Origin of the sequence: uncultured Fibrella sp., from assembly GCF_964250085.1 — a bacterium.
In the GTDB taxonomy this organism is placed as follows: domain Bacteria; phylum Bacteroidota; class Bacteroidia; order Cytophagales; family Spirosomataceae; genus Fibrella.
Window position 1 is genome coordinate 742711 of sequence record NZ_CAXUEC010000004.1, and the last position, 17493, is coordinate 760203.

Below are 17493 nucleotides of genomic sequence, written 5' to 3' on the forward strand. Positions count from 1 at the left end.
ATAGATAGTATGGCTTCGTGCCTTTATGGTGGAGTCTGCTCACTTGCTTCATATGCTCCGTCAAAACCGCACTTCGCGAAGGGATTTTATACGATGTGCCACTGGTGTGTTGGCGAGCCTGCCCGCTATCAACACTTTTGGGCAGCAATGCCTTACCGACGTACCTACCACCGCATTTTCGCTGCCTTTAGGCGTTTGTACTTCGTATGACAAGGCCGAATTACTGAAGCGATTAGGCTATTCGTTTGTAGAAGAGAGCGTTGGACGATTTTTGATTCCCGATGTGGGCGATAGTCAGTATACCCAAAACGTGGCCACGCTTAAGAAAGAAGCTTTTCCCGTTCGGTCATACATCTACTTTTTTCCGGGCAAGCTGAAATCAGTCGGGCCGGACCTGCACCATGAAGCCATTCTGGAGCGGGCAGAACTGGCCCTTCGGCGGGCTAAAGAGTGCGGTTCCAAAAACATTGTTTTTGGTAGCGGCGGATCGCGCGCCATTCCCGACGGTTTTGATCGGGATAAAGCCAAAGCCCAGCACATTGCCCTCTGCCAGAAAATGGCGCCTATTGCCGAAAAGTACGGCGTTACCTTAGCCATTGAACCTCTAAACCGGGGCGAAACCAATTTCATTAATAGCCTCGCCGATGGCGTAGAGATTATTCGGGCGGTAAACAACCCCTGGTTTCGGTTGCAGTGCGACATCTATCACATGCTCAAAGAAGACGAGAAACCGGAGGAAATCGTTAAGTACGGTCAGTACATTGCGCATTGCCACCTGGCCGAAAAACAGAGCCGAACAGCGCCGGGCGTAAAGGGTGACGATTTCAGACCTTATTTCCGCGCCCTGAAACAGATAAACTACCAGGGTGGCCTGTCATTGGAGTGCAACTGGACCAACTTTGATCAGGAAATAGCGCGCGGCATCGAGGTCGTCAGGCAACAACTGGCAGAGGTTTAACTGCTCTGGTTTTTACCTATGCTCTGCATAGGCTCCACGTGACGGACTAGTCTCCTTGCGTTGCCCCGCTGATTCGTTCAAGCGGGGCTTTATTCGTTTGATCTCTATAGTTAGGCGGGCAGAAACCCATCTGCTGCCTCCGTTCGACTTCTGCCAGCAAGTGATACTTTCTACTTAGTCAATAATCTATTATCTCTATTCAAGCCGACTACTCAATTTATTAACATAAAAATAACATACATATTGACTCATATAAAGAAAAAATAGTACCATGCTAACGATAAATTAATTAGCTATTGCTTTTCTCGACTTACATATAATAATAAGTTACCAGGCTAGCGATTCGTTGATTCGTAGCCGTGCGGCATGCATTACCTTTTTTTTAAATACTCGTTTGCTCGTTTTCAGTACGCAGTGTAACCGGACCTTTGCACCCAAAACCAAAATCAATTATGACCCATTTCTATTACTATCGCTTTCCAACGCTGGCTCCGGCCGTGGGGAAAGTGCTACTTTGTTTCCTGCTGGCTCTTCTACTACAGCCGGTTCAAGGGAAAAACCGCATACCGGCGTCAGATCAGAAGGCTATTTCATCACACACACTTCTTCAGGCAGACGTTACCATCAGCGGTCGCGTAACCGACGCTACCACCAACGAAGCCCTGGCTGGCTGCACAGTTGTGCTAAAGGGAACCCAGAAAGGAGCTACCACCGACGCCAACGGCGAGTACCGGATTGTGGTACCAAACGGCCCGGCAACCCTCGTATTTGGCTTCATTGGCTTCGAATCGCAGGAGATAAGCGTTGGTAATCAGACGATTGTGAATGTATCACTGAAATCGTCGGCGGCCGACCTGTCTCAGGTAGTAGTAATCGGCTATGGCACCAGCACCAAAAAAGACGCTACCGGCTCTGTTAAATCACTAAAAAGCACCGACTTCAACCGGGGCATCATCAACTCGCCGGAGCAGCTTTTGCAGGGTAAAGTAGCCGGCGTAAATGTAACGGCAGCCAGCGGCGAACCGGGCGGCCGGCAGAATATCACCGTTCGGGGGCCAGGTGGCGTCAGAACGGGCAGCACACCCCTGTTTGTGCTCGACGGAATTCCGCTCGATAACTCAAGCACGGGCGGCGCAACCAACCCGCTCAATTTTTTGAACCCGCAGGACATTGAGGCCATCGACGTTCTGAAAGATGCATCGGCAACGGCCATTTATGGGGCCCGTGGTGCCAACGGCGTAATTCTGATTACCACCAAAAAAGGCAAGGCAGGAACAGGTACGTTGACCCTGTCTACGAACGTGGGCATCTCGAACATAGCTCACCCGCTGCCTCTGTTTTCGGCCGATGAGTACAAACAGCAGGTAGCCGCTGTGGGCGGCGTAGTAGACGACCAGAAAGCCTCGACCGACTGGCAGAAAGAAATTAGCCGCCAGGCCGTTACGCAAGACCACAACCTGTCGTTCAGTGGCGGGGCTGAAAAGCTGACCTACTATGGCTCGGTGGGTGTCCAGAATCAGCAGGGCATTCTGAAAAACAGCCAGTTGAACCGGTACACGGGTCGGTTTAATGCGTCGCAGAAGTTTCTGGAAGACCGTCTTACGCTGGACGTGAACCTGACGGCGTCGCAAACGGAGAATACACGTCCGCCCATCGAGAGTATTATCGGGGCGGCGTTATCGGCCAACCCAACGTACCCAGCCCGCGACGCTACCGGTGCGCCCGCTCGCTATCAGGCATTTACAAACCCGCTGCTTTCGCTCGATCTACAGAAAGACGTGACCACCATCAATCGGGTGGTAGCCAGTGTGTCGCCGTCGTTCAAGATCACCAAAAGCCTGACGTATAAACTCAACCTGGGCATCGATAATGCAAGCTCGACCCGCGATCAGCAGAGTTTCCCCAGCCTTATTCCTCAACAGGATGGCCGCCTTGAGGCAACCTATCAGAATAACCGGAACGTGCTGATCGAGAACTATTTCACCTACACGCTGAACCTCGACAAGCATAACCTGTCGGCGCTGGCGGGTCATTCGTTCCAGAAATTTTCGCTGACGGGCCGCAACTGGAGCATCAACAAATTCCCGCTGTCGCCCATTGAGCCCGCCAACAACCCCGGCCTTGGGCAAGACCTGACCCTGGCCAACAACAGGCCGGGCGGCTACGCCACCGAGAATGAGTTACAATCGTTTTTTGGGCGGGTAAACTACCAATACAACAACCGCTATTTGATAACGGCAACGGTACGGGCCGACGGGTCGAGCAAGTTCGGAGCAAACAACAAATACGGCGTTTTCCCGTCTTTCTCGGCCGGATGGCGGGTGTCAGAAGAGGCATTTATGAAATCAGGGCCATTTTCTGACCTAAAACTACGCGCAGGCTGGGGACAGACCGGCAACCAGGAAATACCGTCGAAGATCACCCAGGCGCTGTTTACCTCCAGCATCTCGGCGGCTACCAGTTACCCGCTCGATGGCTCGACCAACTACCCGGCTGGTACTACCTATACCCGCCTGGCCAACCCGGATATTCAGTGGGAATTGTCGACCCAAACCGATTTGGGTCTCGATTTTGGCCTGTTCAACGGTGCGCTGACCGGTACGGTCGATTATTTTCGGAAAGTGTCGGGTAAGATTCTGCTCGAAGTCATTCCGGCTGATCCCATCCAGCCAGCGTCGACGTACTGGACCAACGTACCTGACATGACCATTACTAATCAGGGCCTTGAACTGGACCTTAACTACCGCTACACCAGCACAAACGGGTTCCGGTTCAACGCAGGCGGCAACATTACGTTCATCAAAAACATCGTTCAGAATTCACCCTATTCGGTTATTACCTCCGGGTCGGCAACGGGAAGCGGATTAACCTCAGCTACGGTGAATGGGTATGTAAATGGTCAGCCTATCGGTACGTTCTTCCTGCGCGAGTACATCGGTATCGACGATAAAGGCCTTAGCAAATACCGCGACGTGGACGGCGACGGCATTGGTGGTTCCGACAAAGACCGCATTGCAGCCGGTAGCGCACTCCCCACGCAGCAGTATAACCTCAATTTCGGATTTGGCTACAAAGGCTTCGATCTCACGGCCAACATCAACGGCGTGTCGGGCAATAAACTATACGACAACACAGCCAATGCCTATTTCTTCAAGGCACGGCTGGTGAAAGGGCTCAACGGACCGTCGGAAGCTATTGGCGAACCCACCGAATCGATCAATAACTCGGCCCCAGTATCGACCCGGTTCCTGAAAGATGGCGCGTTCACCCGCCTCAACAACCTGACACTGAGCTACAACGTTGACGTGCAGAAGTTGGGCATAAATCGCTGGGTGAAGGGCATCCGGCTAGCGGTAACGGGGCAAAACCTGTTTGTGATCACGAAGTACAATGGCTATGATCCAGAAGTAAGCACCGATCGCACGGTCAACGGCATTTCATCATACGGCATCGACTACCTGAGTTATCCGAAAGCACGCTCATTCATAGCAGGACTCAATCTCACGTTTTAAACAGACCTCACCCCCAACCCCTCTCCTTCACAAGGAGAGGGGAGCCGCTCTACAGTAGCTTCGCTTACCAGCAGAGCATTTCCCCTCTCCCGATGCGGGAGAGGGCCGGGGGTGAGGGTAACCCACATAACCAATGAAAAAGACACTAATTCTCACACTGACCGCTTTCAGCCTGGTGCTGCTGAGCGGATGTACGGATCTCACCGAGAACGTGCTCGACGAATCGTCGGCAACGGGCCTGACCGACAAACAGGCTGCCGATGGTAACCTGGCCCCGGTATATGCCCGCCTGCCCGATATATTTCTGCACACGAACTACTTTGCTCTTCAGGAAATCTCAAGCGATGAGGCCATTTTGCCGTATCGGGGTGGCACCGACTGGGGTGACAATGGCATTTACATTGCCCTGCACCAGCACACCTCGACCAGCACCGACCCCAACATTCGCAACACCTGGAATTTGCTGACGCAGGGAATTTCGCGCTCGATTACGGCCATTAGCGCGCTACCGACCATCAACGACCCCAATGTGAAAGTGTATATCGCTGAAGCGCGGGGCATGCGGGCCTATTACAACATGGTGATGCTCGACCTGTTTGGCGTAGTCTTCCTGAAAGAAAGTCCGCAGGCTATTTCAGAGGTTTTGCGGGGCGAAGCAGCCCTCAACTACGTGAAAGCGGAACTGCTGGCCGTCGAGCCCGATCTACTCACCACGGTTGGCCCCGGTCGCCTGACAAAAGGTGGCGCGTGGGGGTTACTGGCACGCCTGTACCTGAACTCTGCTGTATACCGCGATCGGTACGCCACTCAATTCACGTTCAAACCCGAAGACATGGACAAGGTGACGGAGTACTGCGACAAGATCATCAACTCGGGCCAGTACAAGCTCTCGCCGGATTATTTTTCCATTTTCAATTCCGACAATAATTCAAACAAGGAGTTGATTTTCACCGTCGATCAGCGGGCCGAACTGAACGGAACCAATCGCCTGGCGTACTTCTCCATCTCGGGCGACCAGTATCCGCTCCCTGCTTTTCCGGCTGCCAACGGCACCGATGGCCCGGCCATCACGCCCGATTTCTATCGGAGCTGGGTGACTGCCTACACCAGCGACCCGGCGAATGCTGATCCGCGCTTTTTCAAGCAGAACTGGACTATACCGGCCGATTCGTGCATCACCGAAGCCAGCTTCAACATGAATCGGGGCATCCTGCGCGGTCAGCAATATGGCCTGGTGCGGGTAAACGGAGCGTTTGTAAAGTGTGGTGCCAATTTCCGCGTGGGTAAGCTGTTCAACGTGTCGCGCAACCGGCCCACCTTACCGGTTGCCTTCACCGAACAGGTGAATTACACCGTGGCCGGCAGCGATTACAACACCGGCTACCGGGTGCTGAAATACGAATTCAGTCGTAAATCGTCGTCGGGCCGTAACCTCGGCGATGCCGATATCCCGATTGTACGGCTGGCCGATGTATACCTGATGCGGGCCGAAGCCAAACTGCGCAAAAGCAACGACGCGGCCGGTGCCCTTGCCGATGTGAACCTGGTACGGGCGTCACGCACGGCGACAAGTCCACCTCCTGCCCTGACCAGCATGAGCCTGGATTTGCTGCTCCGCGAGCGTGGTTTTGAATTGTACTGGGAAATGGCGCGCCGGACTGACCAGATTCGGTTTGGTAAATACGAAGGCGCCTGGACCGAAAAAACGGATTCGAACCCACAAAAACGGCTTTTCCCTATCCCGCAAACAGCCATCGACGGCGCGTCTAACTTACCGGGTTATATAGTCCAGAACCCGGGTTACTAGGTACGTTGTCATTGAGAGTCATGTGTTGTCATTCATTGTCATTCGTTGTGTTGATGGCAGTGGATGACAACGCTTTTTTTAGGTATACCCACCCTTTGCCTTGTGCAACTACCCGCGCACCGGTATAACGTTTCTAATTTCTTTTCTCCGTGAACTACTTGCTCCTACTCTGCCTGATGGCAAGCCTGGCGTCCCTCGTTGCACCTGACAACGTACCCAGGATTGATAGCCTGAAACTGAATCAGATTCAGTGCATTGGCTCGCATAACAGCTACAAACAAGCCATTGACCCGGCCCTGATGACGATGCTCAAAAAGCTGGATTCGGCCCAGTTCAACGCCATTGACTACAGCCATATCAGCCTGACCGATCAGCTAAACCTGGGGTTGCAAAATCTGGAGATCGATATCAATGCCGACACCAAAGGCGGGCGTTATGCGCATCCGAAAGGGCTCGACTGGGCCAAAGGACAAGCGCCATACGACCCCGAAGGTCGCATGAACGAACCTGGGTTTAAAGTATTCCACATTCAGGAGATCGATTTTCGGAGCAATTGCCTCACCTTCAGGCAATGTCTGGATGAATTGAAACGCTGGTCGGATGCGCACCCGACCCATTATCCGGTCTTCATTACAATGAACGCCAAAGATGACACCATCCGTCGGCCCGGATTTTCGCCACCCGAACTATTCACCACTACGCTATTCAATCAGTTGGATAGTGTACTGCTGGCAACCCTGGGCCGGAACCGACTGCTTGTTCCCGACGATATTCGGGGTACGCAGACGACGCTCGAAGCTGCTGTACTGGCTGGAAACTGGCCCACGATGAAGGCCGCACAGGGCAAATTCATGTTCATTCTCGATGAGCAGGGTCGCAAACGCGACGCGTATCGGGCGGGGCACCCATCGCTGGAAGGTCGGGTATTGTTCACCAACGCTGACCCCGGTTCGCCCGACGCCGCCTTTGTTATCCTGAACAATTCCATCGACGACGGGGCAAAAATCCGGGAATACGTTCGGAAAGGGTATCTCGTCAGAACGCGGGCCGATTCGGATACAAAGCAGGCGCGAACCAATGACTATCGTAATTTTACCGCCGCCCAGGAATCAGGGGCCCAGATTATTACAACGGACTATTACGCCAAAAGCCAGTTTTTCCCATCGACCTACGTGATTAAATTTCCCGACGGTGGCTACCTGCGCCCAAATCCAGTGGTTCGATAGCCGGGCGCTTTATAACTGGTTTTACGAATTGTGGATAAGATGTAGGTAAGATTGCTTCTCTCGAAGCAATGGCATCAATAACCATAGATTACATTAACAAACTCTTCATGCTTACTCGACTCGTTCCTGCTCTTTTTATTCTTCTGGTTTTATCGTGTGCTGGCCCGTCCCAATACCGGCATTCGTCGGACAAACGAACGCTGGCTACGCCCACAAAGGCAAACGTACCCCTGGTCATGCCCTACAACCGGTTAATCAATGCCGCCGGAACGGCCGTGTCTTTTGGTGATCCGAAACTTGAAAACCACGCCCTCGACCTGACGCCATTACCCGGTAGCAATCAGCTCGTGATCGAGGATCGGTACGGCGTGGCCGTGCTGGATCGGGCCTCGCAAACGATCACGTACCGCTGGAGTCTGAGCGATGCATCGGCAACGAAGGGCCTGATGAGCACGTTTTCGGGCATCGAAGCGTTCGTGGTGAACGGACAAACGTACCTGGCGTGGGGGGCATCTGATCGCGAAAAAGGCAGATCGGGCATCGTCATCGCCGCCTGGACCAATGGCAAGATCAGCAACGTCGACTTGCTCACCTTCGCCCCCGTAGCCCCATCTCCCCTATCGTTACCCAACGATGTGGCCGTGCAGATGGAAGGCGGTGAGTGCTTTCTGTATGTGGCCCTGAATGGCAATAACCAACTGGCAAAAGTTCGTTTTTCAGACCGAAGCACCGTCTGGACCGCCTCGACCGGCGTGGCTCCCTACGGCATTGCTCTCACGAATGGGCGGGCTTTTGTGACCAACTGGGCCGGCCCGCAACCGGCCAACGTACCTGACGCGACCGGAAAAACTGAAACGGCGGGCGTACCCTGGGGGCAAGCCTACATCGACCCGCGCACCGGCGCTATAGCCAAAGGAACCGTATCGGTCATTGACCTGGCAACGGGCCGCGTAGACGCAGAAATACCCGTTGGCCTGCACCCAAACGCTATTTTGGCAAGCCCTGACCAGAAGCGACTCTTCGTGGCCAACGGCAATAGCGACTATGTTTCGGTGATTGATGCGCAAACCCGGCAGGTAATCGATACCATTGCCGTGGGGCTGTTCAGCACTACCAATGCCTACATCGGCAGTACGCCCAACGCCCTGGCACTCGATTCTACGGGCGCAACCCTGTATGTAGCCAACGGGCTCGACAACGCCGTGGCGGTGGTTGGCCTGGGTGATAAAGGGCAGAGCCAGGTGCGTGGGTACGTGCCAACACAGGCATATCCCGGTGGCCTGTTTCTCAGCCGGAATACGTTGTACGTGAGCAATCTGGAAGGAATTGGCGCGCGCGCTGCCACATCCGGTGAGTCGGGAGCGCTCCCTGCTTCGGCCCGGAAAGACGACGTGGCTTACAATTCACACCGGCAGTTAGCGACCGTATCCATCATTCCGTTGCCAACCCAGGCTGACCTGGGTACGTATACCGAACGGGTTCGGAAACTAAGCCTGCAATTCAGGTTGAGCGTGTCGGAGCAATTGCCCCGCCCCAACGCCAAACCCCGGCCCGTTCCCGAGCGCATCGGCGAGCCGTCGGTGTTTCAGCATGTGGTGTATATCATCAAAGAAAACCGCACCTACGATCAGGTCCTGGGCGATATGCCCACAGGGCGCGGCATGCCGTCGCTCTGCGTTTTTGGCGATAGCATCACGCCCAACCAACACCAGTTGGCGCGCGATTATGTGTTGCTCGACAACTATCACGCGTCGGGCAAATCGTCGGCCGAAGGGCACAGTTGGGTCGATGCGGGCATCGTTACGGATTACACCGAAAAGAGCGTGCGCGGCTGGTTCCGGTCATACCCGCACGTGCTGTACGATGCGCTGGTCTACAACCAGAAAGGCATGATCTGGAATAACGCCCTCGATCACGGAAAAACCGTTCGTATCTACGGCGAAGCCTGCACCTGCGAGTACGACAAAGCACGATACGACTGGAACAAGCTCTACAACATGCGGCAGTCGGGCCAGCCGTTTTCGTTTACCAACACCACCACCATCTCGCGGGTACGTCCCATTCTGGCGAACGATTTCCCCGGCTGCGACGATGAAAACATCAGCGATCAGATGCGGGCCGACGCCTTTATTCAGGAATTGCAGCAACTGGAGGCCAAACCCGGCGATCAACTCCCCAACCTGATGGTGATGTCGCTGCCCAACGACCACACCTCCGGCATGAGTCCGAAATTTCCGACGCCCCGCGCTATGGTGGCCGACAATGACCTGGCTGTGGGACGCATCATTGAGGCGGTCCAGAAAAGCAAATTCGCCGCCAACACAGTCATTTTCATTACCGAAGACGACTCCCAATCGGGCTGGGATCATATTTCGGCCTACCGGACAACCGGGTACGTGATCAGTCCGTATTCGAAGCTGGGACGCACGGTAACGACCAACTACAACCAGACATCGATGCTGCGCACCATTGAGCAGATTCTGGGCCTGCCACCTCTCAACGTCATCGACGCCACAGCCCTGCCCATGTTCGATTGTTTCACCGATAACCCTCAACCAACAGCATTTACGGCTTTACCCAACCGCGTTCCGCTCAACGAGATGAACAAGCCACTGACGGCGTTACGCGGTAAAGCCCTGCGCTACGCCAAAGAATCCGTCGAGGAAGCGGAGGAAGGAATCGACACCGGCGAAGACGAACTGAACAACCGGATTCTGTGGTTCTGGGCCAAAGGCAATACGCCGTACCCACGAAGCCGTTAAGTAGTAGCACCAGGCCCCAATACCTCAGTTCATACCCGATTCACCAACCAAAGTGGCTCATCGCAGTTGCTATCAGCAAAAGTATACTCAACTGATAGATTTAACAGCAATGGGAACCAGATTAGAACGGAAAGTCGCCATCGTAACGGGCGGCGGTAGTGGAATTGGGGAGGCCATCAGTAAGAAGTTTGCGGCCGAAGGCGCACGCGTTATCGTTGCCGGGTTGCCCGACGACCCCGTTGAGGCCGTAGCGAACGAGATTGAACAGCAGGGTGGTATTGCCAGCTTCTACAAAGGTGATCTGTCGGTATTGGCCAATGCGCAGGCCTGCGTCGATCAGGCCGTTCGGATGTATGGTAAGCTCAACATCCTGATCAACAACGCGGGTGCATTTCCAGAAGCCAACTTCCTGACTGATTTCTCGGAGGAAGGGATCGATTACATGATCAAAAACAACATCAAGTCAACGATCATGATGTCGAAGGCGGCGTTGCCTGAGTTGCAGAAATCGAAAGGCAACATCGTCACGGCAGGTTCAGAAGCCGGGCTACTGGGCGAGCCCCAGAACGCCCCGTATGGTGGCACCAAAGGGTTTAACCATGCCTTCACACGAGGATTGGCAGGGGAGCAGGCGCAGTTTGGGGTACGTTGCAATGTGGTTGGCCCCGGCCCGATCGACACCGCCTGGACGCACCCAGCCACGGGCCCAATGGACCAGAAAATGGCCAAGATGAATGAACAGGCCCCGATACTGGGTCGATTAGGCACCCCCGAAGAAGTAGCGAACGTGTACCTGTTCCTTGCCTCCGACGAAGCATCGTACGTAACCGGCGCCATCTATTTCGTGGATGGTGGCATTACCATTGGTAAAGGGCCAATCGGCGATCAGGCGGCACCGAACCTAAAAAAAGAGCCCGCCGACAACCTAAACCTTCAGCACAGCTACGACGGCAACGTCTCGGTGAGAGAATAGCCGCTTCCAGGTACGTTGCCCGTATAGTGCCAAGCGACGTACCTGGAAGCACTGAGCCTATACAATGAAAAAGTCCCGAATCTGATCAATTCGGGACTTTTTCATTGTGTCTACTAACGACGACCTCCACGAAAACCACCGCCTCCGCCGTAGGAGCGGCCACCGCCAAAGCTACCACCGCCACCGAAGGAACGGCCACTACTATAGCTGCCACCACCCCCGAATGAGCGCGACGGGTAAGAAGGGTTTCCGCCCATGCTCTGAGTACGTCCTGACGGAGCACTCATCCGGGCACCTCCATTATTGTAGTTCCCATAGCTGCCAGTACGTCCCCGGCTGGCGTAACCACCGCTAACAGGGCCAAACGCCTGCCGCGCTGCGCCAACAAAGCCCCGGTTGCCATACGTAACGTACCCACGACCGCCAACAATGCGGTTGTTATAGTAGGTGTTGAACCGGTTGTACAGATGTGGGTAGTTATAATATCCCCGGCTAAAAAACCAGTTCGAGAAGCCGTATGAAGGCAGCCCATAGAACAGTAGATTACCACCCAGGCCGTAAGCGAATCCAGTGCCGAATCCGTAGCCGTAGGATGGATACCACATCGGCGATCCGTACCAGTAGGGATAGCCGAACCAGTATGAATACGGATTTGCATAATAATTAGGCGAGTTGGCGGGCCAGGCCGGATTTGGGTTGATGCCGCTGGTGTTATAGCCATTGGCCCGGGCATAGTCCTGACCAGCCTGTTGCAATTCCTGACGAGCCTGCGGGTCCTGATTCAGTTGATTCTGGTAGTCGGCCAGTTCCTGCTGATTCTGGGCTTCAGACTTGGTATGCAGATCAGCCAACTGCTGCGTAATTCCTTGCGGATCGCTCTGATAATCACGGCCAAGCTGCGCCGTCTGAGCCAGGTTCTGAGTGAGGGTAGACAACACGTCGGGCATGGTAATCAACTGCCGGAAAGCCGACTGCGTCGATCCATCGAGGGGAGCAATCAGGTTCTCGAACGCCTGATTAGCCTGCTGATTCAGGTTATCGGCCTGTACCAGATCATCATGGTGGTGGCGATACAGTTTCCAGGTCGATTCCTGCAAATTGGTCGGCATCGATTTGGTAATTACCTGCACTGTAGCCTGATCGGTTCCGGCGGGCAGGATAGCAAGCGCGTGTTGAATCTCAGGATAACGGGCCAATTCATAGAACCAGCCCTGTTTTGTCTGGCCATACGACTGAATCAACCGCTCGAAGGCATCCCGGCTGTTGTCCTGCTGCTCAACGAGCTTGTCGAGCACTTTAGGCTCCTGACTAGCCAGCAAAGCAGCCCGCCGAACATCATCGCGGTAAGAGGCAATCGACGAGAAAAGAGACGGGTTGTTATCGGCAACGGCTGCTGGTTGCTGGTTCGTATAATCGGGCGTCTGCGCAAGTGTGGGCTGCCACTGAGCCAACAGTACTCCCAAACTCAGCACCAGCGCTTTTGCCTTCGGAAAATTGGTGAACGCATTCATGATGAAACTTGATTTAACGTGATCGTGGGTAAACCCGTTTCACTACATCAACCGACATGCTGCGCGATTGGTATAACTGGCCGGGCGACCATATTAATAACAAGAATGGGCCCGGAGTTAGTGTATAAAGTGGTTAATCGTTGGTTAAAAAAAGCGTCGGCGTTACATCACCGCCCTCACCATAAACATCTATATATCAACGCATTATTAATACAATTATGATAAAGAATAATTAATAGTACTACGATTTTCACTTAGTTTAACGTGGATGCTGCCTTGTAGGCTTCGCACGTCAGGATAAAGGCCTGGCGTGCGAAGCCTACAAGGCAGCAATTGCTTTTAACACGTAGCTAGAGTTACTATCAAAAAACATGACTTGTCAGGAGACACGCCCTAAACTGGCTGGGTCGCTTACCTCAAGCCGGTAACCAACGCCATGCACCGCCGCTATCTTCAACGTGCTATCGGTCTGTAAAAGCTTTCGAAGACGCGATATAAACACGTCCAGACTACGACCAACCGTAACCCCTTCGTCTTCCCAAATAAGCTTCAGAATCTGGTCGCGTTCCAGCACCTCATTCGGGTGACTAACCAAAAGTCGTAACAGTTTCGCCTCGCGGTACGTGAGTTTATGCTGGTCGGCGCCGGCAAGTAGTGTTTGGTTGTCCACATCAAGGCACGAATGGCCAAATCGAAGCTGATTTGTGGCTCTGGGAATCGGTTGGTCAGCTACCGTACGTACCTGCGCCGCCCGTCGCCAAGTTAGGGCAAACATACCAACAAGCAGGCTACCAATGGCGATAAATGGCCAAATCGGGCTCTCTTTTTTTATTGGTGCCGGGGCGTCGAACCGAAGCTGCAACATATAGCAACCGACGGTCATTGACCGGCCACCGCAGGCCACCGATTTATCATTGAGCAAATCACTGACGGAATAGCCGAGTTGCAATTCACCATTCGTGCAGTCGAGCACGGCCACATCATACGTACCTGCGACCTTGTGCAATTGCAACGATTGTTGCAGCAGATCGGGCAGTTGGTCGTAATCGAAGGTGTGGCCCAGGGCAATACGAAACGTTTGCGAATCCAGTTGCTGCACCGCCGGAATCCGGGAGGTTGAATCGCCCGCCACCCGAAGGAGTCTATCGGCCGTTCGGCGAAGCGCCAGATTAACTTTTTCAACCCGTCTCCTTTCCGTCGCTGCGCCCGATTCGCCAGGTACGTTGCTGGTAAATTGCAAAAACAGCAAGCCTACCAACAGCAAAAAACCGCTGCCTATAAATAGTCGTACGACTATCGGTGAACTGGTATTCAACGGCCTGAACATAGGATGATCGTTAACACTTATCGACCGGCAGGCAATGCGACAGCCAGTTAAAACCCTGTAATTTGATAACCCGTCTGCCGGGGTTTTCGACCGACTGCGGCGCCAGGGCATTGACCGGCTCAACGATCAATTCATCGCCAAGCCGCGCAGCAGACCATAGGTCTTCAAGCTGAACGGAGTAGAGGCCTTCTGTCTCGTTGGATGGCCACTGCTTCACTACATTACCAGCCCGCCGCAACGCTACTCTAAATAACAGTGGCTTGTGTTCCTTCGACTGCGGATTCCCTTCAACAAAGGCTAGAACGCCCTGTTTGGTAAGCCAGATTGTGTTGTAATCGTACACTTGATGCCCGTTCAAGGTCAACGCTGCGGCGATATGCTTAGGGGTATCGTGAGCCCGGCCCGGCCCCGCCAGGAGAACGAGTATACCCAGTAGCAGACCGAATTTGATTGAGTTTTTCATGATATATCTGTTTGGCTGGTAGATGCCGGTTTACCCAATTGCAATTAACAACCTTCCTGCATCGCTTTAAGCAAAATGGGGTCCACTTTTTTCAGTTTAATAACCTGTTTTCCAGCGTTATCACCCGATTGTACCCCAAAGCGAACCATCGGCTCAACGATCAACTCATCGCCGAGTCGAGCTGAAGGCCAAATCTCTTTTAACTGAATCGATTCAACAGCTTTTTCGGCATTGGCCGGCCATTGCTGCACCACCGATCCATTCCGCCGTAACGATACCCGGAAGGGAACCAACGTATGCTTCAGGGCTTGCTCGTCAGCGACTTCACCACGAAGCCAGGAACCCGGCCACAATTCGGCTGCCTGAAAGGCGGAGACAGCACTACCGGATCCTTCTGGCCGGGCCGAGCCACCTTGCAGCAGCAACGACTGGTAGGGCATCGCCCGGTCGTCCAGTACTTTCAGATCGCCCTCGATGACCCGCAATACCCCAGGATTGTTAAGCGTGAATAACTCATAATTGATTGGACGACCGTTGACGGTCAGCGACGTTTTGACCGCCTTCGTTTTTGATATACTCCGCCCAACAAGCAGGCATAACGGGCAAAGCAACAAAAGGGCTAGCATCAGTTTCGTTTTCATCGTATGTACTTGGTTTGAGTAACTGTAAGCAAAGTACAGGCCGAACGCACAGTCGGTTGTCAAACGGCGGTAAAACATTGTAAACGAAATGTAAAAGTTGCGAAATGCGGCGCCTGACTGATCGTTTAGCGGTTAATCATTTTTTGCGCCTGTTCATTATAGCGTCCCCCCCGCACGTCGATCGTTGATACGGCCTGCGTGATCGTCCGAAGATCTTCCGCGCTGAGCGTAATGGCCGCAGCGCCATTGTTTTCTTCCAGGCGATGTAGTTTGGTGGTGCCCGGAATGGGCACAATCCAGGGCTTTTGGGCCAGCAGCCAGGCCAGGGCTATCTGGGCCGACGAGGCATTTCGTTCAGTTGCCATCTTTCCCAGTAAATCCACCAGCGTCTGATTCTCTTTTCGGTTCTCTTCCGAAAAGCGAGGCACGCTAGTACGAAAATCCGTCTTATCGAACGACGTAGTCTCGTCAATTTTGCCTGTAAGAAATCCCTTGCCCAACGGACTGAAGGGCACGAAGCCAATGCCCAATTCCTCTAAGGCTGGCAGAATTTCGTGCTCGGGCTCTCGCCACCAAAGGGAATATTCACTTTGCAGCGCAGCGACGGGCTGAATAGCGTGGGCTTTCCGAATAGTTTCCACACCTGCCTCCGAAAGGCCAAAATGTTTCACTTTCCCCTCCATGATCAGGTCTTTGATCGTTCCGGCTACGTCTTCTATAGGAACATTTGGATCAACCCGGTGCTGATAAAATAAGTCGATAACATCGGTCCTGAGCCGCTTCAGCGAGGCTTCGGCAACGGTTCGTATAGTCTCAGGCCGACTATCTAAGCCTGACGCAGTTCTCCCTTCTTTGAAACCAAATTTAGTGGCAACCACTATGTCATTCCGAAAGGGCTCCAGGGCCTCGCCCAGCAGTTGTTCATTCTCATACGGACCATACGCTTCGGCCGTGTCGAAAAAAGTGACGCCCCGTTCGTAAGCCCCCCGAATGAGTTTGATTGCTTCTTGCTTGTCGGTAGCCGGGCCATAGCCAAAGCTCAGGCCCATACACCCCAAACCAAGGGCCGAAACTTCCAGCCCACTTTTACCTAATGTTCTCTTTTGCATTGGTTTTATTTTTAAGGAGTTAAGCCTGTAGCTTTCTTCCAAGCCATTTCACCATCGCCAGATTATGACGGGTGATGTTCTAACCTGAACCGGCAGATGTACAGAACTGGCTTTAGATCTGACCAGTTGCAGATAACGTACCTGATGGTCAAGCATATGCCCATCAGGTACGTTACCAATCTGACGCGAACGGCATTACCGCTGTTAGTTTTTAACGGGCCGCATTAGCCTGGAGAACGAGAGTTGACCCAGCGTCCATTTGCCGTTCTGGTTGACGTATACTTCCGTTACCATAAATGGGTTCACCACTTCGTTTCCGCCCACGACAGCCACCAGGTCGAGATCACTCAATAGAATGGCCGTATTGCCAATCATATTGACCGTTGTTGAGTGGACGGTCGCTTTCTTGTACCAGATGTTCCCACTTTTAATAACGTCCAGTTCCTGGGTCTTGCCCCAACTTCCACCCATGTGAACAAACATCGATTTTTCGTCGAACAAGGCAGTCAGTTTATCCACATTTTTGTCGGACATCCACTGCCATTTCTCCTTCGAGATGTTGATGATTTCCTGTTCCGCATTGGCGCTCGAACTCACTTTATTGGTCTGGGCGAAGGAGATCTGCCCGCTCGTCAGCAGGAAGCACAGGCCGAGTAGTACCGCCTTCCAACAGGCATTCACTTGTTTACGAGTACTGGGTACGTTCATGGTCGACTGGGGTTTAAAGGATGGGTTGTCTTGTTTATTTCCTGCTGCCGTATTCCTCATCGGTTACCCGTTTGAACCAGATGGTTCTCCCCTTCTGCGTAGGCGAAGTGGCCAGGTACGTTACGCCGCTGGTCGGGGTGGTTCCGTGCCAATGCTCCACGCCGGGTTGACATTTGATTAGTTCCCCTTTACGAACGGTTTGACGGGGCTTCCCTTTTTCCTGATAATAGCCAACGCCGTCGGTAAATACCAGAATTTGGCCGCCCGGATGCGAATGCCAGTCGAGTCGGGCACCGGGGGCAAAAACGGCCTGGGCAATGCTGAAGGTAAAGGTGCTGTCGGAACCGCTTACCTCACTTAGCCATACATCGCCAACGTGGGTTTTGGTGGTGGATAGCTCGCCTTTGGGAAAGATGGGCGCGTTTTGCGCCAGCGCCCGAGTACATAAAGAAACGGACACTAACAGGCTGAAATACAGATAGTTGTTCATTTTTTA

Annotated in this window: 13 protein-coding genes; 6 read left to right on the plus strand and 7 right to left on the minus strand. The window is 53.4% G+C overall.

Annotated elements, in window-relative coordinates; all coding sequences use genetic code 11:
• Window positions 1-52: 52 nt before the first annotated feature.
• The 6 genes from ACFE8Q_RS16585 (at window position 53) to ACFE8Q_RS16610 (ending at window position 11238) form a co-directional block, all read left to right on the plus strand.
• Window positions 53-958 carry a sugar phosphate isomerase/epimerase family protein gene (locus tag ACFE8Q_RS16585; protein ID WP_375446528.1) on the plus strand — a complete coding sequence of 302 codons (906 nt, stop codon included), beginning with the start codon at window positions 53-55 and terminating at the stop codon, window positions 956-958.
• 452 nt (window positions 959-1410) lie between these two features.
• Complete coding sequence (locus tag ACFE8Q_RS16590; protein ID WP_375446529.1) at window positions 1411-4470, plus strand: SusC/RagA family TonB-linked outer membrane protein; 3060 nt, start codon at window positions 1411-1413, stop codon at window positions 4468-4470.
• A gap of 133 nt (window positions 4471-4603) precedes the next feature.
• On the plus strand, window positions 4604-6277 hold the full coding sequence (locus tag ACFE8Q_RS16595) for a RagB/SusD family nutrient uptake outer membrane protein (protein WP_375446530.1): 1674 nt from the start codon (window positions 4604-4606) through the stop codon (window positions 6275-6277).
• A 149-nt stretch (window positions 6278-6426) separates the two neighbouring features.
• Window positions 6427-7503: a phosphatidylinositol-specific phospholipase C1-like protein gene (locus ACFE8Q_RS16600; protein ID WP_375446531.1), complete on the plus strand. Its 1077-nt coding sequence runs from the start codon at window positions 6427-6429 to the stop codon at window positions 7501-7503.
• Between the two features lie 107 nt (window positions 7504-7610).
• Entirely contained in the window at window positions 7611-10265 is a 2655-nt protein-coding gene (locus ACFE8Q_RS16605; RefSeq protein WP_375446532.1) for a bifunctional YncE family protein/alkaline phosphatase family protein, read from the plus strand.
• A gap of 109 nt (window positions 10266-10374) precedes the next feature.
• Window positions 10375-11238 (plus strand): SDR family NAD(P)-dependent oxidoreductase, encoded by an 864-nt coding sequence (locus tag ACFE8Q_RS16610; protein ID WP_375446533.1) that lies wholly within the window; start codon window positions 10375-10377, stop codon window positions 11236-11238.
• 113 nt (window positions 11239-11351) lie between these two features.
• Here ACFE8Q_RS16610 and ACFE8Q_RS16615 read toward each other — a convergent pair whose 3' ends face one another.
• The 7 genes from ACFE8Q_RS16615 to ACFE8Q_RS16645 form a co-directional block, all read right to left on the minus strand.
• The gene (locus ACFE8Q_RS16615) at window positions 11352-12749 is read right to left on the minus strand and encodes a DUF3300 domain-containing protein (protein WP_375446534.1); all 1398 of its coding nucleotides are present in this window, start codon (window positions 12747-12749) and stop codon (window positions 11352-11354) included.
• Window positions 12750-13128: 379 nt separating this feature from the next.
• Entirely contained in the window at window positions 13129-13989 is an 861-nt protein-coding gene (locus ACFE8Q_RS16620; RefSeq protein ID WP_375446535.1) for a winged helix-turn-helix domain-containing protein, read from the minus strand.
• A gap of 97 nt (window positions 13990-14086) precedes the next feature.
• Complete coding sequence (locus tag ACFE8Q_RS16625; RefSeq protein ID WP_375446536.1) at window positions 14087-14539, minus strand: hypothetical protein; 453 nt, start codon at window positions 14537-14539, stop codon at window positions 14087-14089.
• Window positions 14540-14583: 44 nt separating this feature from the next.
• Window positions 14584-15180, minus strand: coding sequence for a hypothetical protein (locus ACFE8Q_RS16630; RefSeq protein ID WP_375446537.1), 597 nt, complete (start codon window positions 15178-15180; stop codon window positions 14584-14586).
• Window positions 15181-15305: 125 nt separating this feature from the next.
• Window positions 15306-16289, minus strand: a complete 984-nt coding sequence (locus ACFE8Q_RS16635) for an aldo/keto reductase (protein ID WP_375446538.1) — start codon at window positions 16287-16289, stop codon at window positions 15306-15308.
• A 204-nt stretch (window positions 16290-16493) separates the two neighbouring features.
• On the minus strand, window positions 16494-16997 hold the full coding sequence (locus ACFE8Q_RS16640) for a nuclear transport factor 2 family protein (RefSeq protein WP_375446539.1): 504 nt from the start codon (window positions 16995-16997) through the stop codon (window positions 16494-16496).
• A gap of 34 nt (window positions 16998-17031) precedes the next feature.
• Window positions 17032-17487 (minus strand): cupin domain-containing protein, encoded by a 456-nt coding sequence (locus tag ACFE8Q_RS16645; RefSeq protein WP_375446540.1) that lies wholly within the window; start codon window positions 17485-17487, stop codon window positions 17032-17034.
• Window positions 17488-17493: the final 6 nt, after the last annotated feature.